Below are 25,564 nucleotides of genomic sequence, written 5' to 3'. Positions count from 1 at the left end.
GCCGGCGAGCTTCCGCAGTCACGTCACTTCTCCAGCGCTTCGATGCCGGGCAGGGTCTTGCCCTCGAGGTATTCCAGGGAGGCGCCGCCGCCCGTCGAGATGTGCCCGAAGGCGCTCTCGTCCAGGCCGAGGGTGCGCACGGCCGCGGCCGAGTCACCGCCGCCGACGACCGAGAAGCCGTCGATCTTGGTGATGGCCTCGGCGACGCCCCGGGTGCCGGCCGCGAACGGCGCGAGCTCGAAGACGCCCATCGGGCCGTTCCAGAACACGGTCTTGGCCGGGCCGATGGCGTCGGCGAACAGCGCCACCGACTCCGGGCCGATGTCGAGACCGAGCCGGTCGGCCGGGATCTCGGACACCGGGACCGTCACGTGGTCGGCGTCGGCCGAGAACTCGGTGGCCGCGACGACGTCGACCGGCAGGACGATCCGCCCGTCGGCCTGCGCGAGCAGGTCGGCGCAGGTCTGGACCATCTCGTCCTCGAGCAGCGACTTGCCGACCTCGTGGCCCTGGGCCTTGAGGAAGGTGAAGCACATGCCGCCGCCGACCAGCAGCTTGTCGACCTTCGGCAGCAGCGCCTTGATCACGGCGAGCTTGTCGGAGACCTTCGAGCCACCCAGGACCACGACGTACGGCTGCTCGGGGCTCTCGGTGACCTTCTTGAGCACCTCGACCTCGCGCAGCACGAGGCCGCCCGCGTAGTGCGGCAGGATCGCCGGCACGTCGTACACCGAAGCGTGCTTGCGGTGCACGGCGCCGAAGGCGTCGTCGACGTAGTAGTCGGCGAACGAGGCCAGCTGAGCGGCGAACGCGGCCCGGGCGGCCTCGTCCTTCGACGTCTCGCCCTCGTTGAACCGCAGGTTCTCCAGCAGGAGCACCTGGCCGTCCTGGAGCGCGTCGACCTTGGCCGACGCGTCGTCGCCGACGGTGTCGGACGCGAAGGCGACCGGCGCGCCGAGCAGCTCGCCGAGCCGCGTGGCGACCGGGGCGAGCGTGAACTTGGGGTCCGGGGCGCCCTTCGGGCGGCCCAGGTGCGAGACGACGATGACGCGAGCGCCGGCGTCACGCAGGGCGATCAGCGTCGGCAGAACCGCGCGGGCGCGGCCGTCGTCCGAGATAACACCGGGGTGGGCCTTGTCGAACGGGACGTTCAGGTCGGCGCGCACGAGCACGCGCCGACCCGAGACACCCTCGCCGAGCAGGTCGTCGAGAGTCTTCAAGATCAGGCTCCGACGAGCTTGACCAGGTCGACGAGGCGGTTCGAGTAGCCCCACTCGTTGTCGTACCAGCCGACGACCTTGACCTGGTTGCCGCCGATGACCTTGGTGAGGCCGGCGTCGAAGATGCAGGAGGCCGGGTCGGTCACGATGTCCGAGGAGACGATCTCGTCCTCGGTGTAGACCAGGATGCCCTTGAGCGGGCCCTCGGCGGCGGCCTTGATCGCGGCGTTGACCTCCTCGACCGTGGTGTCACGGGCGGCGGTGAAGGTCAGGTCGGTGGCCGAGCCGGTGGGGATCGGCACCCGCAGCGCGAAGCCGTCGAGCTTGCCCTTGAGCTCCGGCAGCACCAGGCTGACGGCCTTGGCGGCGCCGGTCGAGGTCGGCACGATGTTCAGGGCGGCGGCGCGGGCGCGGCGCAGGTCCTTGTGCGGGCCGTCCTGCAGGTTCTGGTCCTGGGTGTACGCGTGGATCGTGGTCATCAGACCCTTCTCGATCCCGAGCGCGTCGTTGAGGACCTTCGCCATCGGGGCGAGGCAGTTGGTGGTGCAGGAAGCGTTCGAGATGATCGTGTGCTTCGCGCCGTCGTACAGGTTGTCGTTGACACCCATGACGATGGTGATGTCTTCGTTCTTGGCCGGGGCCGAGATGATGACCTTCTTGGCGCCCTGGTCGACGTGCGCCTTGGCCTTGGAGGCGTCGGTGAAGAAGCCGGTCGACTCGATGACGACGTCGGCGCCCAGGTCACCCCACGGCAGGTTGTTGGGGTCACGCTCGGCGAACGCCTTGAAGGTCTTGCCGTTCACGGTGATCTCGTCGGCGGTGGCCTTCACCTCGTACGGCAGGCGGCCGAGGATCGAGTCGTACTTGAGCAGGTGCGCCAGCGTCGCGTTGTCGGTCAGGTCGTTCACACCGACGATCTCGATGTCCGCGCCCGAGGCGAGAACCGCCCGGAAGAAGTTGCGGCCGATACGGCCGAAGCCGTTGATGCCAACCCGGATGGTCACAGGTGGATCTCCTCGTTTCGGTCCGCCGGATTTTGCGACCGGCGGAGGGTCTGCGTTGCCGACCGTTTCCCGGGCCGGCAAAGGGGCGTCCGGCCGCCGCGCCAGCAGGAGGAGGCGCCGCGACTGACGGGCGGCGCACAGCGCGGTCGGCCGAGCTGCCGGCACCGTCGCCGTCGGCTAAGACACTATCCGAGCCCCCTGAGCCCATCACGCAGGGGGCGCAACCCAACCGTGACTAAGCTCCCTCGTTAACCTGCGCTTCTCCCCAGCGAAAACAGCGAGGGGCCGCTCAGGCGACCCCTCGCTCACCGCTGGTCAGTTGGCCGCGCCGTCACCTCGGCGCTCAAGCAGCTGAAGAACCCTCGCCATGCCCGTCTTGAGCTCCGTGACGTCCGTCTTGAGCTCCGTAACGTCCGTCTTGAGCTCCGTAACGTCCGTCTTGAGCTCCGTGACGTCCGTCTTGAGCTGCGTGACGTCCGTCTTGAGGTCGGAGATCTTCGCCTTCTGATCCCCGTGGTGCCTGAGCTGATTCCGCTTGATCTCCTGGATGTCGGTCCACTGGCGGAATTGAGCCTCGGCCAGCTTTTCCAGATCGGCCTGCTGGTCGAGCTGCGTCACCCGCAGACTCTTCACCTCATCGAAAACATGGCGCACATCGGTGGAGAGCGCCCTGAGCTGCCCGGACTGCTCGAGCTGCGTCTTACGCAGCGCGTTCAGCTGTTGGACATGATGCCTCAGCGACGATTGATAGTCGCTCGCGTCCTGGCTCGCACCGGCTGCCAAGATTCTCACCTCCGCCGCGTCTTGCCGGATGTCCGTGATCTCATCTTCCACTGTTGCCACCCTCTGTGCGAGGGCCTCGTTGCCGCTCATGACGGGAGAGTCTTCCGGGTTTTCGAAGGCTTGTGTAAGAGGAAAAACGTGGTCGAAAACCCGGATGGCGCGAAGATGATCTGTTGACAAGGAGCATCTAGGCGTGGAGCAAGTCAGCAGGCCATCATCTCGGGGGTCACGGCGGCTTCGGTGTCGGGGATGCCCAGGTCGCGGGCGCGCTTGTCGGCGAGGGCGAGCAGACGCCTTATACGGCCGGCGATCGCGTCCTTGGTCAGTGGCGGGTCGGCCAGGGCGCCCAGTTCCTCCAGCGACGCCTGGCGGTGCTCCAGGCGGAGCTGGCCGGCCGAGGTGAGGTGGTTCGGGGCCTCGTCGGCCAGGATCTCCAGGGCGCGGGTGACCCGGGCCGCCGCCGCGACCGCGGCGCGGGCCGAGCGGCGCAGGTTGGCGTCGTCGAAGTTGGCCAGGCGGTTGGCGGTGGCGCGGACCTCGCGGCGGACCCGGCGCTCCTCCCAGGCCAGCACGCTCGCGTGGGCGCCGATGCGGGTCAGCAGGGCCGCGATGGCGTCACCGTCCTTGATGACGACCCGGTCGACGCCGCGCACCTCGCGCTCCTTGGCCGTGATGCCGATGCGGCGGGCCGCGCCGCGCAGCGCCAGCGCCGCCTCCGGGCCGGGGCAGGTGATCTCCAGGGCGCTGGAGCGGCCGGGCTCGGTCAGCGAGCCGTGCGCCATGAAGGCGCCCCGCCACGCGGCCACCGCGCAGCAGACGTTGGCCGACACCACGTGCGGCGGCAGGCCCCGGACGGGACGGCCGCGCACGTCGAGCAGGCCGGTCTGGCGGGCCAGCGCCTCGCCGTCCTTGACGATGCGGACGATGTAGTGGCTGCCCTTGCGCAGGCCGCCGGAGGCCAGCACGTGCACCTCGCTCGGGTAGCCGTACACGTCGGCGATCTCGCGCCGCAGCCGCCGCGCCACCGCGCCGGTGTCGAGCTCGGCCTCCACCACCACCCGGCCGGAGACGATGTGCAGGCCCCCGGCGAACCGCAGCAGGGCCGCCATCTCGGCCCGGCGGCAGCAGGGCTTGGGCACGTCGACCCGGCTCAGCTCGTCCTTGACCGCTGCCGTCATCGCCATTATGTGCTCACCTCATGCGCCGGATTTCCACCAAAACATGCCGTATTCGGCGTCTGCTTAACGAGCGGCGCCCAATACTGGCACCAGGGCAACGCCCAACGACTCAGGATCATGCCTGGCGCTGCCGTCCGCAACGGCCACGGGTGCCAGAATCAGCTGCGCACCCAGGGCCTCAGCGGCCCGGCGCACCGGTTCCGGCTCGCCCACCCACTTGCCGTCGGCGACCACCGCGTCGACCCGCAGGCCGGGCAGATACCAGTGCAGGGCGGCCACGTGGTCGGCCACCGACAGGCCGAGGGTCTCGTTGTCGGCGGCCAGGTTGAGCGTCACCAGCCGCCGGGCCGGGCTCGCCGTGATCGCCCGGGCCAGCCGGGGCACCATCAGGTGCGGCAGCACGCTCGTGTACCAGCTGCCGGGCCCGAAGATCAGCCAGTCGGCGGCCGCTATCGCGTCGATCACCGGGTCGCAGATCGGCGGGTCGGCGGGCTCCAGGCGTACGGCCTCGACGTGACCGCAGGTCACCGCGACCGCGTGCTGACCGCGGACCGTGACCACGTCGTCGGGCCGGGCCGGGTCGGCACCGCGCACGTCCGCCTCGATGCCGACCGCGTGGCGGGCCATCGGCAGCACCCGGCCGCGCGCGCCGACCATCGCCGCCGCGTGGTCGAGCGCCTGCACCGGATCGCCGAGCATCTCCATCAGCCCGAGCAGCAGCAGGTTGCCCACGGCGTGCCCGACGAGCGGGTCGGGACCCTCGCCACCGGCCGGGATCTCGGCGAAGCGGTACTGCAGGACGTCGGCCGTGCGCCGGGTGACCGGGGTGTCGTCGGCCAGCGCGGCCAGCGCCTGGCGCAGGTCGCCCGGGGGCAGCAGGGCGTCCCGCTCGGCCAGCAGCCGCCCGCTGGAGCCGCCGTCGTCGCCCACGGTGACCACGGCGGTGATGTCCAGCTCAAGCTCCTCGCTCGCCCGGCGCAGGCCGCGCAGTGAGGCGCTGAGGCCGTGACCGCCGCCGAACGCGACCACCTTGACCGGGCGGCGCGCCGTCACTCCCGCCCCAGATCGCGGTGGGACGAGTGGGCCGCGAGCCGCATGTCGCGCAGCTGGGCGGTGAGCTCCTCGGTGATGGCGACGCTGCGGTGCTTGCCGCCCGTGCAGCCGACGGCGACGGTCAGGTAGCGCTTGCCCTCGCGCTCGAAACCGGTGGCGGTGGCGGCGATCAGCGAGGCGTACGTCTTGACGAAGTCGCTCGCGCCCTCCTGGTCGAGGACGTACGTGCTGACCGATTCCTCCAGGCCGGTGTGGTCGCGCAGGGCCGGCACCCAGAACGGGTTGGGCAGGAACCGCGCGTCCATCACGTAGTCGGCGTCGGGGGGCAGGCCGTACTTGAAGCCGAAGGAGAGCACGGTGATCCGCAGCCGGCGCACGTCCTCGCCGCCGAACAGCTCCTCGACGCGGCGGCGGAGCTGGTTGACGTTGAGGTGGCTGGTGTCGATGATCACGTCGGCCTGCTCGCGGGCCTCGGCCAGCAGCTTGCGCTCGGCCGTGATGCCGTCGGCCAGGCGCCCGTCGCCCTGCAGCGGGTGCGAGCGGCGCACCGACTCGAACCGCCGGATGAGCACGTCGTCCTCGGCGTCGACGAAGACCACGCGCGGGTTGAAGCCGCGCTCGCGCAGATCGTGCACGGCCCCGGTCAGGTCGGTCGAGAAGGCCCGGCTGCGCACGTCGAGGACCATTGCCGTACGCCGCGCGGCGCCACCCGCCTGCACGGCGAGCTGGGCCATGTCGAGCATGAGGGCCTGCGGCAGATTGTCGACGACATAGAAGCCGACGTTCTCCAAGGCCCGGGCCACGGTACTGCGGCCACCGCCGGACACCCCGGTGACGATCACGAGATCGGTCGTCACTTCCTGGTCAACCCCATCAGAGTCCGCCACGTACTCCGGCATCGACTCCGTCACCACGCCTCCCGCGTCCGTGCCCGCGCCTGCGGCGGACACAACATCCTAGGCCGAAGCCACCGGCACCAACCGGCCGGACGGCTGTCGACTACCCGATCCGGTGCACCGGACCCGTCACTTCAACAACCGGTCACCCTTTCGCGTTCCGCCTCACCACTCAGGTCGGCGTCACGTGTGACCTGTTCGACGGCGCGTTGACCCGCCCGGCCCGGGCCTTCGTCGGCCCGGCGCCACCGGGCGGAATCGCGCCGGGGTCGATCTCGGGTGCTTCGGATGCCGGCTCGGACGCCGGCGGGATGAGGGCGGCCAGGACCGCCTCGGCCGTACGCCGCCCGATGCCGGGCACCTCGGTGATCTCCTCCGGGGTGGCCGCGGAGAGCCGCTTGAGCGAGCCGAAGTGCCGCAGCAGCGCCTTGCGCCGGGTCTCCCCCAGGCCGGGGATGTTGTCGAGCGCCGACGCCGTCATCCGCTTGGACCGCCGCTGCCGGTGGAACGTGATGGCGAACCGGTGCGCCTCGTCGCGTACCCGCTGCAGAAGATAAAGCGCCTCGGAGGTGCGCGGCAGGATCACCGGGAAGTCCTCCCCCGGCTGCCACACCTCCTCCAGCCGCTTGGCCAGGCCGCACAGCGCCACGTCGGTGATGCCCAGGTCGGCGAAGACCGCGGCCACCGCGTTCACCTGAGGCTGGCCACCGTCGACAACCACCAATTGCGGTGGGTACGCGAACCGTCGCGGCTTGCCGGTCAGCGGATCGATCCCCGGCAGCTCGCTGGTGGCGATCTCGCCGTCGGCCGGCTCTTCCGGTTTGTCCAAAGGCCCGTCCGCACCGGGCTGCGCCTTGAACCGGGCGAAGCGGCGCCGCATGACCTCGCTCATCGCCGACAGGTCGTCCATGCCGCTGCCGTCGGCGTTGCCGCGGACCGCGAAGCGGCGGTACTCGCTCTTGCGGGCCAGGCCGTCCTCGAAGACGACCATCGAGGCCACCACGTCGGTGCCCTGGATCTGCGACACGTCGAAGCACTCGATGCGCAGCGGCGCCGAGTCGAGCCCCAGCGCCTCGGCGATCTCGTCGAGCGCCTTGCTGCGGGTCGTCAGGTCGCCGGCGCGGCGCAGCTTGTGCCGCTGCAGCGACTCCCCCGCGTTGCGCGCCACCGTCTCCATCAGCGACCTCTTGTCGCCCCGCTGCGGCACCCGCAGCGCGACCCGGCTGCCGCGGCGCTCGGACAGCCAGCTCTCCAGGGCGGGGGCGTCGTCGGGCAGCGCCGGCACGAGCAGCTCGCGCGGCACGTCGTTCTCCCCCTCGGAGCCGCCGTACATCTGGCTGCAGAAGTGGTGCACGAGGTCGCCGGTGGACAGGTCCTCGACCTTTTCCACCACCCAGCCGCGCTGGCCGCGCACGCGCCCGTCGCGCACGTGGAAGACCTGGACCGCGGCCTCGAGCGGGTCCTCGGAGAAGGCCACCACGTCGGCGTCGGTGCCGTCACCGAGCACCACCGTCTGCTTCTCCATGGCGCGGCGCAGGGCGGCGATGTCGTCGCGCAGCCGGGCCGCCTTTTCGAACTCGAGCTCCTCGGAGGCCTGCATCATGTCGCGTTCGAGCCGCTTGACGAACGTGTCGGTGCGCCCGGCCATGAAGTCGCAGAAGTCGTCGACGATCGCGCGGTGCTCGTCGGCCGAGACCGTGCCGACGCAGGGCGCCGAGCACTTGCCGATGTAGCCCAGCAGGCAGGGACGGCCGATCTGGCCGGCGCGCTTGAAGACCCCGCTCGAGCAGGTCCGCGCCGGGAAGACCCGCAGCAGCAGGTCGAGCGTCTCGCGGATGGCCCAGGCGTGCGAGTACGGGCCGAAGTAGCGCACGCCTTTGCGCTTGGCGCCGCGCATGACCTGGAGCCGGGGGTACTCCTCGTTGAGGGTGACGGCGAGGAACGGGTACGACTTGTCGTCGCGGTACTTGACGTTGAAGCGCGGGTCGAACTCCTTGATCCAGCTGAACTCGAGCTGGAGTGCCTCGACCTCGGTGCCGACCGTGACCCAGTCCACACTGGCCGCCGTGGTGACCATCTGCTGGGTACGCGCGTGCAGCGACCACGTGTCGGCGAAGTAGGAGTTCAGCCGGTTCCGCAGGTTTTTGGCCTTGCCCACGTAGATGACGCGGCCGCCGGGGTCGCGGAAACGGTAGACGCCGGGCGACTCGGGAATCGACCCGGGCGCCGGGCGGTAGCTGGAGGGGTCTGGCACGGTCTCAACACTAGTGCGGGGGACTGACATGATTACCCGACCGGAGGTCCGCTGCCGCCGCCACGGCTCGGACCTCCGGCCTTTCCGCTAGCGGCGGTCAGGCCGCGACGATGTTGTCGCCGTCCTTTTTGACCTTGGTCTCGGGCAGGGCCTTGGTGGCCGGTCCCGAGGTGGGCTCGCCGGTCTCGATCGAGAACTTGCTGTTGTGGCAGGGGCACGAGATCTGCCCGGCGTCGATCTTGTTGACGTCGCAGCCGGCGTGCGTGCACACCTTGCTGAACGCCTTGTACGTGCCGGCCACGGGCTGGGTGATCACCAGGTCGCCCTTGATGATGCCGCCGCCCTCGGGGATGTCGGCGGCGGCCGCGAGCGCGGCGCCACCGGCGGCCGTGTTGCCCGTGCCGTCGTTCTGCGCGCCCGCGCTGCCGGCCGGGGCCGGCTGGTCGCTGAAGTCGGTGCCGTTGCTGTTGGTGCTCGACGCGTTCGTGCCGCAGGCGGCGAGCACACAGGCCGCGCCCAGGCCGCCCGCGCCGAGAAGGACGACACGGCGGGTCGACGCCGTACCGGGACGGTTGGGCTCCTCGGTGCTGAGCTCGGCGTCGGTCCTGGTCTGCACGTCAGTCATCTCTGTTGTCCTCCAGTGCCTGGTTCCGCATGAGTGGGTCACGCGGCGTCGCATCTACATACGCTGTCGCGGCGGCCCCGGGTTCAGGCGTTCGGCGAAAATTACCCACATAACAGCGCCCGGTCGAGACTAAGGTCCCGACCGGGCGCGCTGGCTATGGATCACCTGAGACGTTGCTGAGCTCTCACACGGACGCCTTCGCGCGGGCTCGCGTCGCCCGCTTCTTGGGCGCGGTGCCGTTGGCCTGGGCCGCACGGGCGATCGCGTCGGACGAGCCGGCCGCCTTGCCCTCGAGACCCAGCATGTGGCGCAGGTACTGACCCGTGTGGCTCTCGGGCACCTCGGCCAGTTCCTCGGGCGTGCCGGTGGCGAGCACCAGACCGCCCTTGCTGCCGCCCTCGGGGCCCATGTCGATCAGCCAGTCGGCCGTCTTGATCACGTCGAGGTTGTGCTCGATCGTGATCACCGTGTTGCCCTTGTCGACCAGGCCGTTGAGGACCATCAGCAGCTTGCGGATGTCCTCGAAGTGCAGGCCGGTGGTCGGCTCGTCGAGCACGTAGACCGTCTTGCCGGTCGAGCGCTTCTGCAGCTCGGAGGCGAGCTTGACGCGCTGCGCCTCGCCGCCGGACAGGGTGGGCGCCGGCTGGCCGAGCCGCACGTAGCCCAGGCCGACGTCGACCAGCGTCTTGAGGTGCCGGTGGATCGCGGGGATCGGCTGGAAGAACTCCGCCGCCTCCTCGATCGGCATGTTGAGCACCTCGGAGATCGTCTTGCCCTTGTAGTGCACCTCGAGCGTCTCCCGGTTGTACCGGGCGCCCTTGCACACCTCACACGGGACGTAGACGTCCGGCAGGAAGTTCATCTCGATCTTGATCGTGCCGTCGCCGGAGCAGTTCTCGCAGCGGCCGCCCTTGACGTTGAACGAGAACCGGCCCGGGCCGTACCCGCGCACCTTGGCCTCGGTCGTCTCCGCGAACAGCTTGCGGATGTTGTCGAAGACGCCCGTGTACGTCGCGGGGTTGGACCGCGGGGTCCGGCCGATCGGCGACTGGTCGACGCCGACGACCTTGTCGACGTTCTCCAGGCCGCTGATGCGGGTGTGCCGGCCCGGCACCATGCGGGCGCCGTTGATCTGGTTGGCCAGCACCGTGTAGAGGATGTCGTTGACCAGCGTCGACTTGCCCGAGCCGCTGACCCCGGTGACCGCGATGAACTGCCCGAGCGGGAAGCCGACGGTCAGGTTGCGCAGGTTGTGCTCGCGGGCGCCCTGAACGACCAGCTCACGGCCGGGCGTCTGCGGGCGGCGGCCGGCCGGCGTCGGGATCGACTTGCGGCCGGAAAGGTAGGCGCCGGTGGGCGACTGCTTGTTCTTGAGCAGGCCCTCGACCGAGCCGCTGTGCACGATCTGGCCGCCGTGCTCACCGGCGCCCGGGCCGATGTCGACGATCCAGTCGGCCGTACGGATCGTGTCCTCGTCGTGCTCCACCACGATCAGCGTGTTGCCCAGGTCGCGCAGCCGCACCAGGGTCTCGATGAGCCGGTGGTTGTCGCGCTGGTGCAGGCCGATCGACGGCTCGTCGAGCACGTAGAGCACGCCGACCAGGCCGGAGCCGATCTGGGTGGCGAGCCGGATGCGCTGGGCCTCGCCGCCGGACAGGGTGCCGGCGCCGCGGTCGAGCGACAGGTATTCCAGGCCGACGTCGACCAGGAAGCGCAGCCGGGCGTTGATCTCCTTGAGCACCCGCTCGGCGATCATCTTCTGCCGGTCGTCGAGCTCGAGGCCGGCCAGCAGGTCGGCGCAGTCACCGATGGACAGGTTGCAGACCTCGGCAATGCTCTTGCCGGCGATGGTCACGGCCAGCACCTCGGGCTTGAGCCGGGCGCCGCCGCAGACCGGGCACGGCACGTCGCGCATGTAGCCCTCGTACTTGTCGCGGGACCAGTCGCTCTCGGTGTCGTTGTGCCGGCGCTCGATCCACTGCACCACGCCCTCGAACCCGGTGTAGTACGAGCGCTCACGCCCGTACTTGTTCCGGTAGCGGACGTGGACCTGGTCCTCCGAGCCGTACAGGATCGTCTTCTGCGCGCGGGAGGGCAGCTGCCGCCACGGCGTGTCGATGCTGAACTTCTCGCTCGACGCGAGCGCCTCGAGCAGGCGCAGGAAGTATTCCTGGGTCTGGCCGCCGGACCAGGGCTGGATCGCGCCCTCGCGGATGCTGCGCTCCTCGTCCGGGATCAGCAGCTCAGGGTCGACCTCTTTCTTGGTGCCGATGCCCGTGCACTCGGGGCACGCGCCGTAGGGCGCGTTGAACGAGAAGACCCGGGGCTCGAGGTCCTCGATGGCCAGGGGGTGGTCGTTCGGGCAGGCCAGGTGCTCGGAGAAGCGCCGCTCGCGCTGCGGGTCGTCCTCGGGCAGGTCGACGAAGTCGAGCACGACGATGCCGTTGGCCAGGCCCAGCGCCGACTCGATGGAGTCGGTCAGCCGCTGCTTGCTGCTCGCCTTGACGCTGAGGCGGTCGACGACCACCTCGATGGTGTGCTTCTCCTGCTTCTTGAGCTTGGGCGGCTCGGTCAGCGGGTGGACCACGCCGTCGACCCGGGCCCGGGCGTAACCCTTGGCCTGCAGCTCGGCGAACAGGTCGACGTACTCACCCTTGCGCCCGCGGATCACCGGCGCCAGCACCATGAACCGGGTGCCCTCGTCCATGGCCAGGACCCGGTCGACGATCTGCTGCGGGGTCTGCTTGCTGATCCGCTCGCCGCAGATCGGGCAGTGCGGAATGCCGGTCCGCGCGAAGAGCAGGCGCAGGTAGTCGTAGACCTCGGTGATGGTGCCCACCGTCGAGCGCGGGTTGCGCGAGGTGGATTTCTGGTCGATCGACACCGCCGGCGACAGGCCCTCGATGAAGTCGACGTCGGGCTTGTCCATCTGCCCGAGGAACTGCCTCGCGTACGACGAGAGCGACTCGACGTAGCGTCGCTGCCCCTCGGCGAAGATCGTGTCGAACGCGAGGCTGGACTTGCCCGACCCGGACAGACCGGTGAACACGATCATCGCGTCACGGGGCAGGTCGAGACTGACGTCGCGCAGGTTGTGCTCGCGCGCGCCTCGAATAGTCAAACGGTCGGCCACCAGCCAGCCTTTCCCGCAAAAGAGTCGAAACCGTACAGGTGTATGAATGCTGCAAAGCCGGGGGCCACTCTAGCCAGGGGGTACGACATCTTTTCCCCAGCGCGGGCCCAAGTAAGTGCAGCGCCCACCAGATGGCGCACATTCCCGCAGTTCACCCGCGGAGAGATCACTCTTTGGAGGGAACCGCCAAATAGCGTACGTCCCAGATCTCGACCCCGCCGACCTGCTGGGGCGGGCCCAGCGCGTCGGTCAGCGTGGCCAGCAGGTCGTCGCCGTTGCGGCTGTTCGGCACGAGGACGACCACGGCGGCCCGCCAGAAGATCAGGTCCTCGGTGATCCGGGCCCGGTCGGCGGCGGTGAGCTGGGGCCGGATGCCGTACTCGCGAACCCGCCAGAGCACGTTGGAGGTGAAGCGCGGCGGCGCGCTCCAGGAGCCGGTGTTGTTCTCAGGCGGGTTCGCCGGGCCCATGAAGTAGCCGCGCGGCGTCGGATAGGCGAAGTGCGACAGCGTCGCCCAGCGCATGCCGGTCCGCCCGGTGGTGACGTCGGGCAGCGGCACCGCGACCAGGGTGCGGTCGCCGGTGACGTACTGCTTCCAGGTGCCCTGGGTCAGGAACGGCGGCAGCGGATCGGCCCGCACGATCGGCGACGGTTTCGGGAACAACGGCACCAGGGCGAGCACCAGGCCGATCTGGAACAGGCGGCGCTTCTTGGCGGGGAAGTCGCGGGCCCGGTCGGCGGCCAGGGCCAGCAGAACGCCGGCGATGGTCGAGGTCACGATGGCGAACCGGGTCACACTCACCAGGTCGATCACCGGCGCGTGGCTGATCAGGGCGAACGGCAGCGGCACGCCGGTGCGGTGACCGAAGAACACCAGTTCGGGACCGAGCGACATCACCAGCAGCACGAAACCGGCGATCGCGGCGGCCCGGGCCGCCACCGAACGCCACAGCACCACTATCGAAACGATGATCATCAGCAGGCCGACCGGCCCGAAGAACGTGTTGTCCTCGGTCGCGCTGACGCTCATGTGCCGGGTCAGCGCCCCGTAGCCGGCCAGCGACTGCCGCGCGAAGAAGCCCAGCGAGGCCAGGTCGGTGGCGTAGTGGTCGGGCTCGAACGGCTGCCCGTGGTAGTTGCCGGGCGCGAAGAACTGATACCACAGCGGGTAGGCCAGCAGGCTCCCCGAGACCAGGGCCGCGACGCCGAGACCCTTGAGCATGTGCGGCGCGTCGCGCTTGGCGCTGGTCCGGGCCATCAGGCCGTACGCCACCACGAAGACGCCCAGCGCGAGCGCGGTGAAGAGCAGGCTCTCCTCGTTGATGAAGACCTGCAGCACGATGAGCAGGCCCAGGATGATCCCGCCGCGCACGGCCCGGCCCGGCTCACGCAGCCGCAGCGCCTGCCAGACGATGAACGGGATCACGTACTGGCTGACGAAGTTCACGTGGCCGTTGCCGTGCGAGATCATCGCCGGGCAGAAGCCGCACCACAGGCCGCCGATCCAGGCCGCCACCCGGCTGGTCACCAGGTGCCGGGACAGCACCCAGTACCAGGCGGCGGCCGTGCCGGCCAGGCCCAGCGTGATCAGCAGGACCACTGTGACGCCGACGCCCAGGAAGTGCGAGACCGGCGCCAACGGCAGGCCGAGGGCCAGCACCGCGGTGTTGGCCATCATGTTCACGCCGTCGGGCACGTTGAGCCGGCTGGAGTGGAACGGGTTCTCGCCGGCGAACACGACCCGCTCGGCGTGCGCGATCATGAACAGGAAGATGTTGTGGTCGTCCCGGTTGCCGGCGAGCAGGCGGCCGTTCGGGTCGCGCCAGAGCTGGCTCATCACCAGCACCGACAGCACCGCGTAGCTCAGGAACGCCCAAAGATCGGCCGGCCCGCGACGGCGGGCCGGGGTCTCCGCGGCTTGCTCCTGGGCCACCTGTTCCACCGTTTGCACCGCAGCATTGTGGCAGCCCGTCCAACCACCCCACCACCGCCCTTGACCGGACTAAAGGCAATTCACCTCGACAGTTCCTTGTCAGTGCCGCCGTCGCCGTTGCCCAGCCGCGCCTGCTAGGCGGGCGTTCTGGCGGGCCGATTCGACCTCGATCTCGCGCTTGAGCTTGCGCCACGAGGAGAGCCGGCGCGGCGCGAGAGTGCCGTCGGCGACGGCCACCACGACCGCGCAACCGGGCTCGGCGTCGTGCCCGCAATCACCGAAACGACAGTGGGTGGCCAGCTCGGCGATGTCGGCGAAGGCCCGGTCGAGACCCTCCGCGGTGTCGAGCAGACCCACACCGCGGATGCCGGGCGTGTCCAGCACGGCGCCGCCGTTCGGCAGAAGGACCAGATTTCGGTACGCGGTGGTGTGCCGGCCCTTGCCGTCCACGTCACGAATTTGCTGTACGGGCATGACGGGCATCCCGGCCAGCGCGTTGACCAGCGTCGACTTGCCGGCACCGGAACGGCCGAGCAACGCGAGGGTGCTTCCGGGGCGCACGTACGCCCGTACCTCGGCAAGCCCCGTTTTCTGCCGAACGCTCAACGGAACCACCGGCACGCCGGGGGCCAGCTCGGCGAGTTGCCGGGCGATGGCCGCCGGATCGGCGGTCATGTCGCTCTTGGTCAGGATCAGCAGCGGTTTCGCCCCCGAGTCCCAGGCCAGGGCGAGCAGGCGCTCGATCCGGGCGTCGTCGGGCTCCGGATGGATCGGCTCGACCACGGCGACGGTGTCCATGTTCGCCGCGAGGACCTGGCCGGTGGAGTCCTTGTCGGAAGTGCGACGGATCAGCGTGGTCCGCCGGGGCAGCACGCACTCGATGGTGACCCGGCGGTCGGGCCAGTGCCGTAACACCACCCAGTCGCCGGCGCAGGGCAGGCGGGACGGATCGTTCGCCGCGCTGAGCAGCACGCCACCGGCCAGGCTGGCCCGGGTGACGCCGCTGGCGTCGAGCACGGTGCAGACACCGCGGTCGGCGCGCAGGACGCGTCCGGCCGAGGCGTCCGAACGGTCGAAACGACGGTAGGCGGATGCGAAAATTTCGTCCCAGCCCAGCTGGGACAGGTCGTACGACATGGGAACCCTTTGCGGGACGGGAAGCTTGCCTGCCGGTGGGCGGTCAGGCGAGAGCCTCCGGGTGAAGGGACGCCACAACGAACAGCACGCTCCCCACCTCCTCCGCGGGCTCGATCGACGCGTCTGCACCGACGGTACGGTCGCGGCTACTTCTGCGAAAGCGAATTCCGTGCCGATAGGGTTTCCCCTGTGACGATGGATCCGCTCGTTCTCCTGACTGACGTGGACCGAGCCACCGAGGAGTTACTCCGTACGGCGGCCGATCTCGACCCGGCGGCGGTCGGGCAGGCGTCGCTGCTGCCCGGCTGGACGGTCGGGCACGTCCTGACCCACGTCGCGCGTAACGCCGACGCGTACGTGAACCTGCTGACCTGGGCCCGCACCGGCGTGGAAACCCCGCCCTACCCCTCACCCGAGGCCCGCGAGGCGGGCATCCAGGAGGGTGCCGGGCGGCCGCTGCGCGAGCAGCTCGAGGACATCCGCGCCGCCCACGACCGGTTCGCCGACGCCGGGGCCGCGATGCCGGCCGAGGCGTGGGCGTTCTTCCTGCCGCCGACCGGCCAGTCGGCGGCGGCGGTGCCGTGGGCGCGGCTGCGCGAGGTGACCGTGCACCACACCGACCTGGGCCTGTCCTACACGCCGGCCGATTGGACCGACGCCTTCGCGCTGCGCCTGCTCCGTGAGATCGTCACCGAGGCCACCGCGGCCGGCTGGCCGGCGATGGAACTGCGCCCGTACGGCATCGAACACGCCCTGAGCATCGGCTCCGCCGACAACCCGCCGGTGATCGGCGGCCCGACCAAGTCGCTGGCGGCCTGGCTGGCCGGCCGGGCCGACGGCGCCGACCTGACCGTCTCGCCGGATGGCGAGCTCCCGAAACCAGCAAGGTGGAAGTGACATGACCTACACCGGTGACGTCTCCGTCGGCGGCCCCGCCGACGTCCGTGACCTCGGCGCCCTGACCATCACCAAGGTCGCGGTGGGCCCGATGGAGAACAACGCCTACCTGCTCAGCAGCGGCAACGAACAGCTGATGATCGACGCCGCCAACGAGGCGCCGACCCTGCTGAAGCTGATCGGCGGAGGCGGCCTGGCCACGGTCGTCACCACCCACCGGCACGGCGACCACTGGCAGGCCCTGTCCGAGGTGATCTCGTCGACCGGCGCCGAGTCGCTGGCCCACATCGACGACGCCGCCGAGATCCCCCTGGTCAACCGCGACCTGCGCGAGGGCGAGACGATCACCGTGGGCGACGCCGCCCTCGAGGTGATCCACCTGGTCGGCCACACGCCGGGCTCGATCGCCCTGCTCTACCAGGACCCGAACGGCACGGCCCACCTGTGGACCGGCGACAGCCTGTTCCCCGGCGGCCACGGCAAGACGGTCACCGTCGAGGACCACATCACCCTGATGGACGACCTGGAGGCCAAGGTCTTCAACCGCCTCCCCGACGACACCTGGTTCTACCCGGGCCACGGCAAGGACTCGACCCTCGGCAACGAGCGCCCCCACCTGAAGGAGTGGCGCGACCGCGGCTGGTGATCCGTGAGAGGCCTCAAGGCCGGTGCTTCAGGACTCTCTCGCGGAGGTGTTCGGGGACCAGCTCGATCAGCTGATCGGGGCGTAGCGGGAGGTCGAGGAGGCTGAGCTTGACGCGGGTGCGGCGTTCGTGGGCGGCTCGATCGAAGCGGACCACGTTGACGGCGTTGGGGCGCAGCTGGACGGTGAGGTCGGTGTTCTCGTCGATCGTGACCGTGTCCGCCCCGTCCAGGGAGACCCGGGACGGGGCGGCGCCGCGCAGGGTGATGATCTCGGTGCCGCCCAGGACGAGGGGACGGCTGATGCCGGACATCGGGGCCACCGGGGTGAGGCCGATCGCGGTGACCGACGGGGAGATGATCGGGCCGCCGGCCGCGTAGTTGTAGGCGGTCGAGCCGGTCGGGGTGCACACGACCACGGCGTCGCAGCGGAAGTAGCCGTGCTTGACGCCGTTCAGCTTCAGGTCGAGCGCCACCGACGTCCACGCGGTGGCGGCCGTGACCACCACGTCGTTGAAGGCCAGGACGTCGCCGACGGCCAGCGCGCTGTGCGGTTCCAGGCTGAACTCGCCGGCCATCAGGCGTTCCAGCGCCGCCGGGAGGTCGGCCGGGCTCGTCTCGATGAGGAAGCCCAGGTTGCCGTGGTTGACGCCGAGGATCGGCGTCGGGCGGCCGGCCATCAGCCGCATCGCGCCCAGCATGGTGCCGTCGCCGCCGAGGCTGAAGACGAAGTCCACCTTCTCCACGAAGTCCGGGTCCTCCAGGGCGAACAGCCCCAGCCGGGCCGCGTCGTCCGGGCGGGCCACCACCCGTGCCCCGACACGGGCCGCCACGTTCACCACCGTGGTGACCGACTCGCTCACGTCGTTGCTGGGGTGGACCACCAGCCCGAGAACAGCTTTGTCGCCCATCCCCCGAGTATCGCGTCATCGACGGGCCTGTTTGCCCTCAGCGGAAGAAGTGGCCACTGGTGGTGCTCCCGTGGTTAGTCTGGCGACACGCGGCGACGGGAGGTCTCGGTGAATCTGCGTCATGATCCGATGCGGTGGGGGCAGCCACCGCAGAACCCCGAGCCCTGGCCGCCGCACCTGGCGCCCGCCGGCGGGCCGGGGCTGCCCGGGTGGCTCGAGGAGCGGCTGTTCGACCAGCGGATCGTCCTGATCCGGGGGCCGCTGACGCCGGAGGGCGCGACCGGCATCGCCGCCGCCCTGCTCACCCTCGACGCGGCCGGGCCCGAGCCCGTACAACTGCATGTGGCCAGCTCGGGCGGTGAGCTCGGCGCTGCCCTGTCGGTCATCGACGTGATCGACTCGATGGCGGCGCCGGTGCACGGGGTCGTCACCTCCGAGGCCGGCGGGGCCGTGGTCGCGGTGCTCGCCGCCGCCGAGCGGCGCGCCGCCTACCGGCACGCCCGGTTCCGGCTGACCGAGCCCCGCGCGGCCGCGGTCAGCGGCACCGCCGACGAGGTGGCCCGGGCCGCCGGGCAGCATCTGCGCGAGCTCGAGGAGATCATCCTGCGGCTGGTGGAGCTGACCGGGCAGACCCGCAGCCGTATCGAGGACGACCTGTCGGCCGGCCGCGGGCTGACCGCCCAGGAAGCGCTCGACTACGGCCTGATCGAGGAGATCGTCGGCAAGGCATGAAAAAAGCCCCCGGGTCCACGACCCGGGGGCTTTCTCTATGGCTTTGTTACTGCGCGACCTTCACACCCATGGAGCGGGCGGTGCCGGACACGATCTGGATCGCGGCGTCGAGGTCGTTGGCGTTGAGGTCGGGGAGCTTGCGCTCGGCGATCTCCTTGACCTGCGTCGCGTTCAGCGTGCCGACGGTCTGGGTCAGCGGGTTCGACGCGCCGGACTGAATACCCAGGGCCTTGCGGATCAGGAAGCTGGTCGGCGGCGTCTTGTAGGCCAGCGTGTGGCTGCGGTCCTCGTAGACGCTGACGATCACCGGGATGATCTCGCCCCGGTTCTTCGCGGTGGCCTCGTCGTACTCCACCTTGACGGCACGCATGTTGGCCCCGGTCGGACCAAGCATCTTGCCGAGGTCGACCATCGCGGCGTTACCCGCCTCAAGCGCGAGGGTTACCTCATGAGTCTTTTTCTTGGGCGGCATTGCGTAGGGCTCCTTAGGGTGAGCTGCAAGCTCAACTCACAGCTCGCCAGCTTCATCAACACACGACAACCCCGAGACCTTACTACCGGCGCTTTTGTACGGTCAAAACGGCGGCGGGTCTCGGGTAGCTCAACTAGTGTAGCTCGACCCCTAGTACTGGTCGCACTGGCACCGCTTCATCAGCGCGCGCACCGACGCCACGTAATTCGGGTTGGGCAGGGTCTTGTCGGCGGCGGCCTGCTCGATGCCGCCCGCGCCCGCGTTGTAGCCCGAGATCACCACGTTCAGCGGGCACCACGACGACGCCGTCTTGCACTTGGCGGCGCTCAGGTTGTAGCTGCCGCCGAAGTACCTGTCGCCAACCCACTTGGTCAGCCAGGCCAGGTAGTTGCCGCCGGCGAGGACGTTCTGCTGGAACACCGACGCGTCGTAGTCCAGGCCGAAGCGGTTGTTGACCATGCTGACCGTGTCCGGCATGACCTGCATGACGCCGGCGCCGCCGTCGCAGTTGTGGATGTTGCTCTGCCAGCCGCTCTCCTGCCAGGCCACCGCCTTGATCAGCGGGTAGTTGATCCGCAGGGACGGTGCCTCGGTACGCCAGTAGGTCTTGCCCGCGGCCGCCTTGAGCGCCGCCTTCACCTTGGCCTTCGAGACCGGCTTCGTCTTGTCGTAGTGGGCACAGTCGGGCAGCTGGCTCCAGAACGGCGGCTCGGTCGGCTCCGTCGCCGCGGGCTTGGCCGGCTTCTTCGTGGGCGGCTTGGTGGTCGTCTCGACCGGCTCCGGCGTCGGACTCTCGGTGATCGGCTCGAACTCCGGCTGGCCGTCGTCGCTCGCGGCCACCGCCGACGGCGCCGGATCGGCGGCCGCCTTGTCCTCGCCCTTACCGCCCAACCCGCACCCGGCCGCGACCAGCAGCGCGACCAGCCCCAGCGCCCACGTCCTCCGAGCCATATCGTTCCGGCCTTTCCCCGTTGGTGGAATCGATGCGGAGGCTACCGATCACGGCCCGGACGCGCAGACCCTTAAGCCCTCCCTGAAAGGCTGACCGCCATAACGGACAAACCAGGTGTGATGCAGAACCGGTACCGTCGATCCAACCCCGGACCGCGACAGCAACCAACACCGGGGACAATGGTTTCATGCAGACCCGCACCGACCTACGCAACGTCGCCATCATCGCTCACGTCGACCATGGCAAAACAACCCTGGTCGACGCCATGCTGCGCCAGGGGAGCCAGTCCCACGCGCGCGGCGAGATGGCCGACCGCGTCATGGACTCCATGGACCTGGAGCGGGAAAAGGGCATCACCATTCTCGCCAAGAACACGGCGATCAGCTACCAGCCCGCCGAGGGTGACGCCGTCACCATCAACATCATCGACACCCCCGGCCACGCCGACTTCGGCGGTGAGGTCGAGCGCGGCCTCACCATGGTCGACGGTGTCGCCCTGCTCGTCGACGCGTCCGAGGGCCCGCTGCCGCAGACGCGCTTCGTGCTCCGCAAGGCGCTGGCGGCCAAGCTCCCGATCATCCTGATCATCAACAAGGTCGACCGTCCCGACGCCCGCATCAAGGAGGTCGTCGACGAGACGTACGAACTCTTCCTCGACCTCGACGCCGACGAGCACCAGATCGAATTCCCGATCATCTACGCGTGCGCCCGCGACGGCATCGCCTCGCTGACCCAGCCCAAGGACGGCACCGTCCCCGAGGACGCGACCGACCTCGAGGCGCTGTTCAGCACGATCCTCGAGACCATCCCGGCGCCCACCTACACCGAGGGCGCGCCGCTCCAGGCGCACGTCGTCAACCTCGACGCGTCGAACTTCCTCGGCCGTCTCGCGCTCTGCCGCGTACACCAGGGCACCATCCGCAAGGGCCAGACCGTGGCCTGGTGCAAGACCGACGGCACGATCAGCAACGTCCGGATCTCCGAGCTGCTGATCACCGAGGGCCTCGAGCGCAAGCCGGCCGAGAGCGCCGGCCCGGGCGACATCATGGCCGTCGCCGGCATCGCCGACATCATGATCGGCGAGACCCTGGCCGACGCGGAGAACCCGATCCCGCTCCCCCTGATCAGCGTCGACGAGCCCGCCATCTCGATGGTCCTGGGCACCAACACGTCGCCGCTGGTCGGCAAGGTCAAGGGGGCCAAGGTCACCGCCCGCATGGTCAAGGATCGCCTCGACCGCGAGCTGATCGGTAACGTCTCGCTGCGCGTACTGCCGACCGACCGCCCCGACGCCTGGGAGGTGCAGGGCCGTGGTGAGCTGGCCCTGGCCATCCTGGTCGAGCAGATGCGCCGCGAGCAGTACGAGCTGACCGTCGGCAAGCCGCAGGTGGTCACCAAGACCATCGACGGCAAGATCCACGAGCCGGTCGAGCGCCTGACGATCGACGCCCCCGACGAGTACATGGGCGCCATCACCCAGCTGCTCTCGACCCGCAAGGGCCGAATGGAAGAGCTGATCAACCACGGCACCGGCTGGCTCCGCATGGAGTGGCTGGTCCCGGCACGCGGCCTCATCGGATTCCGTACGGAGTTCCTGACCGAGACCCGCGGCACCGGCATCATGCACCACCTGTTCGAGAGCTACGAGCCCTGGTTCGGCGAGCTGCGTACGCGCAACAACGGCTCCCTGGTCGCCGACCGGGCCGGCGTGGTCACCCCGTTCGCCATGATCAACATTCAGGAGCGGGGCTCGCTCTTCGTCGAGCCGACCACCGAGGTCTACGAAGGCATGATCGTCGGCGAGAACTCCCGTGAGGACGACATGGACGTCAACATCACGAAGGAGAAGAAGCTCACGAACATGCGCGCCGCGAGCGCCGACAACACCGAAAAGGTGATCCCGCCGCGCAAGCTCTCGCTGGAGCAGGCCCTCGAGTTCTGCCGCGAGGACGAGTGCGTCGAGGTGACCCCGGCCGCCGTCCGCATCCGTAAGGTCGTCCTCGACCAGCAGACCCGTGGACGTATGGCCGCCCGCCGCAAGCACGCCCAGTAACAACACACGCAAAGGCGCCCGGGTCGGATGACCCGGGCGCCTTTCGTATCCGTACGACTAAACCAGCTCTTTCTTTCTGTCCCTGGACGTCTTCACCAGGCTGGCCGCCGTCGCGACCCCCAGCGTCCCCAGGATGATCAGCAGCGAGAGCCAGATCGGGATCTCCGGCGCCCAGTGCACCTCGTGGCCGCCGTTGATGAACGGCAGGCTGTTGGTGTGCAGCGCCTCGAAGAAGAGCTTCACGCCGATGAAGGCGAGCACGGCGGCGAGCCCGATGTTGAGGTAGACCAGCTTCTCGAGCAGGCCCCCGAGCAGGAAGAACAGCTGCCGCAGGCCCATCAGCGCGAACACGTTCGCGGTGAAGACCAGGTACGGCTCCTTGGTGATGCCGAAGATGGCCGGGATCGAGTCGAGCGCGAACAGCAGATCCGTCGTACCGATCGCGATCATCACGATCAGCAGGGGCGTGAACAGCCGCTTGCCGGTCTCGGTGACCACCGTCATCTTGCCGCTGTCGAACGACGACGAGACCGGAAGGGCCTTCTTGGCCCAGCGGATCAGGATGTTCTCCTTGAAGTCCTCCTCGTCGTTCTCGCCCTCCTTGAGCAGGTTGATGGCGGTGTAGACGAGGAACGCGCCGAACAGGTAGAACACCCAGGAGAACTCCGAGATCAGCGCGGCGCCGGCGGCGATGAAGGCGCCCCGCATGAGCAGCGCCAGCACGATGCCGATCAACAGCACCTTCTGCTGGAATTTCCGCGGCACCGCGAAGCGGGCCATGATGATCACGAAGACGAACAGGTTGTCGACACTCAACGAGTACTCGGTCAACCAGCCCGTGTAGAACTCGGCGGCGTACTTGCCGCCCGCGGTGACCCAGACACCGACACCGAAGACCAGGGCGAGCGCAACGTAGAACGCGACCCAGCTCCCGGACTCCTTCATCGAAGGTTCGTGAGGCCGGCGCCCGATGATCAGCAGATCAACGGCGAGAACGGCGACGAGAGCGACCAGGGTGACGATCCACACCCAGGTGGAGACGTTCAACAGGAACCTCCGGCAGACACGGTTCGACGCTGCGCCCACTCAAAGATCGGGTGAGAACAGCGGCGTGCGACTGTCGGAGGTCTCTTCCGCCGCAACCCGCGTGAGGCGGGGAATCGCGACCACCGGCCCCGGGCACACCCTCGAGGATGTTCCGTGTTGACGAGACCGGCGCGGGGGAATACTCCCCTCCTACGGCAGCCATTGTGGCGCATCCCCCGGAGCATTGACACTGGACCCTGGCAAAGGGTGTCCAGCCTCTCGGCCAAACCTCTCAACCTGGACACTTGTCACCCTCCGGGGTGCTGCCATCACGCTACCTCGTGGCAACCCAATGCCCACCCGGAACCGGCTCCACACCCGCTTTAGGCTTCCTAGGAGGCTAGTTCACTCGTTGGTGTGGCAGGCTGCGCTCATGGTTCTCGAGGTCGCGCTGATCGACATCAACCCTGGCGAGGAGGACGCCTTCGCGGCGGCCTACCAGGCCGGACGGCCGATCCTGGCGGGCACGCCGGGCTGCCTCTCGGTCCGCATGACCCGCGGCGTGGAGTCCCCGTCCCGCTTCGTCCTGCTGGTGGAATGGGAAAGCGTCGAGGCCCACCTGGAGAACTTCCGGGGGACCGAGCGCTACACCCAGTGGCGCGGCCACATCGGTCAGTACTTCGCCACGCCACCGCTGGTCGAGCACTTCCTCGACGTCCCCGCCAGCTGACCCGCCTCCCGGCGTCCCGCCGCGCGGGGAAGCAGGCCGCGGCGTAAGCACTGCGTCGTCCTGAGGCGGACAGTGAAGGTGAAGGGCGACTAGTCCGCGGCGGGGTCGCCCTTGGTCAGGCAGTAGGTGCCGCCGGCCGGGTCGCGCAGGGTGGTCCAGTACGGCCACTCGCCCACGAAAGTCGCGCCGAGCGACTCGTGCCAGGCGCGGCCGGCCGGGATGTCGGAGCAGGTGACGTCGAGGTGAGCCGAGGTGGGGCGCTCCTCGTCGAGCCGCTGGATCAGGAAGCGGATCGGGATCGGCGGCTCCGGCTGCAGGCGGCGGAACTCCCCCAGCTCGCCCGGGTCCAGGCGCCAGCCGGTGGCGATCTCCCAGAAGCGCACCTCGTCGTCGAAGGCCGCCGGGCCGACGTCGACACAGATCTGGTGCGGCCGGGTGGTCACTCCGCCCGGCCCGGCAAAAGGCCTCGGCCGTACGCTCTGACCCCGCCACCGGGCCACACAGAACGCCAGGCCGCCGGGCGAGCGCAACGTCACCCACTCGCCGTGGTCGGTGACCAGGGAGGCGCCGGCCGTGAGGACCCGGCCGGTGAACGCGGCCGGATCGTCGACCCACAGGTCGGGGTGGGTGCCGCCCTCGCCCGTACGCACCCCTTGGATCTCGATCCAGTCGTCGCCGGCCGCCGTGCCCAATCGCACGAACCCGGGGTCGTGCTGCGGTTTCGGCTCCGAGCCGGTCACCTCGGACCAGAATGAGACCGCCGCGTCGAAGTTCTCGACCGGCCGGTCCAGAAAGACGTCCACCCAGCGAATCATGCGCTTCGCCTACCCCCAGCCTCGTCTCGGTAACGGGCCCGGCGGCCCCGATGCTCGAAGCCGAGGCGCCGGTAGACCGCCGCCGCGCCGGGGTTGTTCAGATTGACCGTCAGCCAGGCGTGATCGCTGCCGTCGGCCCGCAGCCGGGCCAGCGCCGCACTGACCAGGGCGGCGCCGAGCCCACGGCGCCGCGCCGCCGGCACCACGCCGACCTGCACGATCCAGTCCCGCGCGGCCGTCACGAAGCCGGCGTCCCCGACCCCGGGCACGCTGACCAGCAGCGAGCTGTCCGGCCGGAAGTCCTCGTCCTCCTCGTTCTCGGCGATCCACTCGTCGGCCGGATCTCCGGGAAACCCCGGCCGCTCCCGGAACGACGCCTCGTAGACCGCGTGAAACCGCCGCGCCACCTCAGCCGACCATGACACCACCGTCGCGCCTTCCGCCCACGCGGCCGACGGCGCCTCCCGGGCGAGATCGATCCGCATCACGTCCTCGGCGAAAACCCGCCGCAGCCCGCGCGACACGAACAGAGCATCCGCGTCCTCCGTCAACGACTCGATCTCCACCGTGATCACGCCCGCGCCGGAGGAAACGGCAGTCGTCTCACCGCCGGAAGGCGCGGCGGCGAAAGGCGAGGTGGAGGCCGGATTGCCGCCCCCGGCGGAAGATGGGGCGGAGGTGGGATCGCCGTTCGCGCCGGAAGGCGACGTCGAGGCGGAAACGCCGTCCGCAAGGGAGGATACGGCGGTGGGACCGGCGGTTGCCGCAGCTAAAGCTCGGGCCTCGGCCAATCCGCGGTCGAGTAGGCGGGCGCCGAGGCCACGGCCGCGAGCGGTGGGGTCGACCAAGCCGGTGAAGGCCGCACCGCCCGCGATGGGACGGACCGCGCCGGCCGCCAACAATGTGCCAGCCGAGGGCGAAGAGCCCGCCGGGAAGGAGGCACCCGTTGGAGACGAAGGCGACGCCGGCGATGAAGGGGCCGCTGGGGCCGGGAAGTCTGTGGGGGATGCCGCCCGTACGGCGAATGCCACGGTGTTCGGGGATGACCAGCGGCGGGCCAGGAAGGTGGGGTCGGTGGACAGGGGGAGGCCGCCGTCGGTGTGGAAGCAGCGTTCGGC

General features: G+C 69.6%; 22 protein-coding genes. 5 read left to right on the top strand and 17 right to left on the bottom strand.

Annotation, left to right across the window (positions count from 1 at the left end; genetic code table 11):
* Positions 1 to 23: 23 nt before the first annotated feature.
* The 11 genes from AB0C26_RS41375 to rsgA form a co-directional block, all read right to left on the bottom strand.
* Complete coding sequence (locus tag AB0C26_RS41375) at positions 24 to 1,226, bottom strand: phosphoglycerate kinase (protein ID WP_360259516.1); 1,203 nt, start codon at positions 1,224 to 1,226, stop codon at positions 24 to 26.
* The gene (gene gap, locus AB0C26_RS41370) at positions 1,223 to 2,224 is read right to left on the bottom strand and encodes a type I glyceraldehyde-3-phosphate dehydrogenase (RefSeq protein ID WP_360259381.1); all 1,002 of its coding nucleotides are present in this window, start codon (positions 2,222 to 2,224) and stop codon (positions 1,223 to 1,225) included. The genes AB0C26_RS41375 and gap overlap by 4 nt, the downstream gene beginning before the upstream one ends.
* A gap of 315 nt (positions 2,225 to 2,539) precedes the next feature.
* Positions 2,540 to 3,097: a hypothetical protein gene (locus AB0C26_RS41365; RefSeq protein ID WP_360259379.1), complete on the bottom strand. Its 558-nt coding sequence runs from the start codon at positions 3,095 to 3,097 to the stop codon at positions 2,540 to 2,542.
* 113 nt (positions 3,098 to 3,210) lie between these two features.
* Positions 3,211 to 4,191 carry a DNA-binding protein WhiA gene (gene whiA, locus AB0C26_RS41360; RefSeq protein ID WP_097322458.1) on the bottom strand — a complete coding sequence of 327 codons (981 nt, stop codon included), beginning with the start codon at positions 4,189 to 4,191 and terminating at the stop codon, positions 3,211 to 3,213.
* Between the two features lie 57 nt (positions 4,192 to 4,248).
* On the bottom strand, positions 4,249 to 5,238 hold the full coding sequence (yvcK, locus tag AB0C26_RS41355; RefSeq protein ID WP_360259376.1) for a uridine diphosphate-N-acetylglucosamine-binding protein YvcK: 990 nt from the start codon (positions 5,236 to 5,238) through the stop codon (positions 4,249 to 4,251).
* Positions 5,235 to 6,137, bottom strand: coding sequence for an RNase adapter RapZ (gene rapZ / locus AB0C26_RS41350; protein ID WP_360259513.1), 903 nt, complete (start codon positions 6,135 to 6,137; stop codon positions 5,235 to 5,237). The genes yvcK and rapZ overlap by 4 nt, the downstream gene beginning before the upstream one ends.
* A 169-nt stretch (positions 6,138 to 6,306) precedes the next feature.
* Positions 6,307 to 8,388, bottom strand: coding sequence for an excinuclease ABC subunit UvrC (gene uvrC / locus AB0C26_RS41345; RefSeq protein WP_360259374.1), 2,082 nt, complete (start codon positions 8,386 to 8,388; stop codon positions 6,307 to 6,309).
* Between the two features lie 97 nt (positions 8,389 to 8,485).
* Positions 8,486 to 9,013 (bottom strand): Rieske (2Fe-2S) protein, encoded by a 528-nt coding sequence (locus AB0C26_RS41340; RefSeq protein WP_360259372.1) that lies wholly within the window; start codon positions 9,011 to 9,013, stop codon positions 8,486 to 8,488.
* Between the two features lie 184 nt (positions 9,014 to 9,197).
* Positions 9,198 to 12,146: an excinuclease ABC subunit UvrA gene (uvrA, locus tag AB0C26_RS41335; RefSeq protein ID WP_360259370.1), complete on the bottom strand. Its 2,949-nt coding sequence runs from the start codon at positions 12,144 to 12,146 to the stop codon at positions 9,198 to 9,200.
* Positions 12,147 to 12,312: 166 nt separating this feature from the next.
* Positions 12,313 to 14,097, bottom strand: coding sequence for a hypothetical protein (locus AB0C26_RS41330; protein WP_360259368.1), 1,785 nt, complete (start codon positions 14,095 to 14,097; stop codon positions 12,313 to 12,315).
* A gap of 81 nt (positions 14,098 to 14,178) precedes the next feature.
* The gene (gene rsgA, locus AB0C26_RS41325) at positions 14,179 to 15,216 is read right to left on the bottom strand and encodes a ribosome small subunit-dependent GTPase A (RefSeq protein ID WP_360259367.1); all 1,038 of its coding nucleotides are present in this window, start codon (positions 15,214 to 15,216) and stop codon (positions 14,179 to 14,181) included.
* Positions 15,217 to 15,405: 189 nt separating this feature from the next.
* On the opposite strand from rsgA, the gene AB0C26_RS41320 reads away from it, so the two are divergent.
* Both AB0C26_RS41320 and AB0C26_RS41315 read left to right on the top strand, forming a co-directional pair.
* Entirely contained in the window at positions 15,406 to 16,113 is a 708-nt protein-coding gene (locus AB0C26_RS41320) for a maleylpyruvate isomerase family mycothiol-dependent enzyme (RefSeq protein WP_360259363.1), read from the top strand.
* A 1-nt stretch (position 16,114) separates the two neighbouring features.
* Positions 16,115 to 16,759 (top strand): MBL fold metallo-hydrolase, encoded by a 645-nt coding sequence (locus AB0C26_RS41315; RefSeq protein WP_360259361.1) that lies wholly within the window; start codon positions 16,115 to 16,117, stop codon positions 16,757 to 16,759.
* A 13-nt stretch (positions 16,760 to 16,772) separates the two neighbouring features.
* Here the strand turns inward: AB0C26_RS41315 and AB0C26_RS41310 are convergent, their stop codons facing one another.
* Positions 16,773 to 17,666, bottom strand: a complete 894-nt coding sequence (locus AB0C26_RS41310; protein ID WP_360259359.1) for an NAD(+)/NADH kinase — start codon at positions 17,664 to 17,666, stop codon at positions 16,773 to 16,775.
* Between the two features lie 108 nt (positions 17,667 to 17,774).
* Between AB0C26_RS41310 and AB0C26_RS41305 the strand changes: the two genes are divergently transcribed.
* Positions 17,775 to 18,398, top strand: a complete 624-nt coding sequence (locus tag AB0C26_RS41305) for an ATP-dependent Clp protease proteolytic subunit (RefSeq protein WP_360259357.1) — start codon at positions 17,775 to 17,777, stop codon at positions 18,396 to 18,398.
* Positions 18,399 to 18,444: 46 nt separating this feature from the next.
* Here AB0C26_RS41305 and AB0C26_RS41300 read toward each other — a convergent pair whose 3' ends face one another.
* Complete coding sequence (locus AB0C26_RS41300) at positions 18,445 to 18,870, bottom strand: 50S ribosomal protein L11 (RefSeq protein ID WP_360259355.1); 426 nt, start codon at positions 18,868 to 18,870, stop codon at positions 18,445 to 18,447.
* Between the two features lie 150 nt (positions 18,871 to 19,020).
* Complete coding sequence (locus tag AB0C26_RS41295; RefSeq protein ID WP_360259353.1) at positions 19,021 to 19,821, bottom strand: lytic transglycosylase domain-containing protein; 801 nt, start codon at positions 19,819 to 19,821, stop codon at positions 19,021 to 19,023.
* Positions 19,822 to 20,009: 188 nt separating this feature from the next.
* Here AB0C26_RS41295 and typA point away from each other — a divergent pair, with 188 nt between their 5' ends.
* Positions 20,010 to 21,875, top strand: a complete 1,866-nt coding sequence (typA, locus tag AB0C26_RS41290) for a translational GTPase TypA (RefSeq protein ID WP_360259351.1) — start codon at positions 20,010 to 20,012, stop codon at positions 21,873 to 21,875.
* Positions 21,876 to 21,932: 57 nt separating this feature from the next.
* Here the strand turns inward: typA and AB0C26_RS41285 are convergent, their stop codons facing one another.
* Positions 21,933 to 22,922 carry a TerC family protein gene (locus AB0C26_RS41285; protein ID WP_360259349.1) on the bottom strand — a complete coding sequence of 330 codons (990 nt, stop codon included), beginning with the start codon at positions 22,920 to 22,922 and terminating at the stop codon, positions 21,933 to 21,935.
* Positions 22,923 to 23,334: 412 nt separating this feature from the next.
* On the opposite strand from AB0C26_RS41285, the gene AB0C26_RS41280 reads away from it, so the two are divergent.
* Positions 23,335 to 23,631: an antibiotic biosynthesis monooxygenase gene (locus AB0C26_RS41280; RefSeq protein ID WP_360259347.1), complete on the top strand. Its 297-nt coding sequence runs from the start codon at positions 23,335 to 23,337 to the stop codon at positions 23,629 to 23,631.
* An 89-nt stretch (positions 23,632 to 23,720) separates the two neighbouring features.
* Here AB0C26_RS41280 and AB0C26_RS41275 read toward each other — a convergent pair whose 3' ends face one another.
* Both AB0C26_RS41275 and AB0C26_RS41270 read right to left on the bottom strand, forming a co-directional pair.
* The gene (locus AB0C26_RS41275; protein ID WP_360259345.1) at positions 23,721 to 24,434 is read right to left on the bottom strand and encodes a VOC family protein; all 714 of its coding nucleotides are present in this window, start codon (positions 24,432 to 24,434) and stop codon (positions 23,721 to 23,723) included.
* An 8-nt stretch (positions 24,435 to 24,442) separates the two neighbouring features.
* The gene (locus AB0C26_RS41270; RefSeq protein WP_360259343.1) at positions 24,443 to 25,021 is read right to left on the bottom strand and encodes an N-acetyltransferase; all 579 of its coding nucleotides are present in this window, start codon (positions 25,019 to 25,021) and stop codon (positions 24,443 to 24,445) included.
* Between the last annotated feature and the right edge of the window lie 543 nt (positions 25,022 to 25,564).

The sequence above is a fragment of the Actinoplanes sp. NPDC048796 genome, assembly GCF_040650035.1.
Taxonomy (GTDB): Bacteria; Actinomycetota; Actinomycetes; order Mycobacteriales; family Micromonosporaceae; genus Actinoplanes.
This window is presented reverse-complemented; position numbering and strand designations above follow the sequence as displayed.

Excerpts from the sequence above, each read along its gene's own strand:
- AB0C26_RS41365 (WP_360259379.1), bottom strand. The coding sequence starts at position 3,097 with ATGAGCGGCAACGAGGCCCTCGCACAGAGGGTGGCAACAGTGGAAGAT.
- whiA (WP_097322458.1), bottom strand. The coding sequence starts at position 4,191 with ATGGCGATGACGGCAGCGGTCAAGGACGAGCTGAGCCGGGTCGACGTG.
- rapZ (WP_360259513.1), bottom strand. The coding sequence starts at position 6,137 with ATGCCGGAGTACGTGGCGGACTCTGATGGGGTTGACCAGGAAGTGACG.
- AB0C26_RS41340 (WP_360259372.1), bottom strand. The coding sequence starts at position 9,013 with ATGACTGACGTGCAGACCAGGACCGACGCCGAGCTCAGCACCGAGGAG.
- rsgA (WP_360259367.1), bottom strand. The coding sequence starts at position 15,216 with ATGTCGTACGACCTGTCCCAGCTGGGCTGGGACGAAATTTTCGCATCC.
- AB0C26_RS41315 (WP_360259361.1), top strand. The coding sequence starts at position 16,115 with ATGACCTACACCGGTGACGTCTCCGTCGGCGGCCCCGCCGACGTCCGT.
- AB0C26_RS41310 (WP_360259359.1), bottom strand. The coding sequence starts at position 17,666 with ATGGGCGACAAAGCTGTTCTCGGGCTGGTGGTCCACCCCAGCAACGAC.
- AB0C26_RS41300 (WP_360259355.1), bottom strand. The coding sequence starts at position 18,870 with ATGCCGCCCAAGAAAAAGACTCATGAGGTAACCCTCGCGCTTGAGGCG.
- AB0C26_RS41295 (WP_360259353.1), bottom strand. The coding sequence starts at position 19,821 with ATGGCTCGGAGGACGTGGGCGCTGGGGCTGGTCGCGCTGCTGGTCGCG.
- typA (WP_360259351.1), top strand. The coding sequence starts at position 20,010 with ATGCAGACCCGCACCGACCTACGCAACGTCGCCATCATCGCTCACGTC.
- AB0C26_RS41280 (WP_360259347.1), top strand. The coding sequence starts at position 23,335 with ATGGTTCTCGAGGTCGCGCTGATCGACATCAACCCTGGCGAGGAGGAC.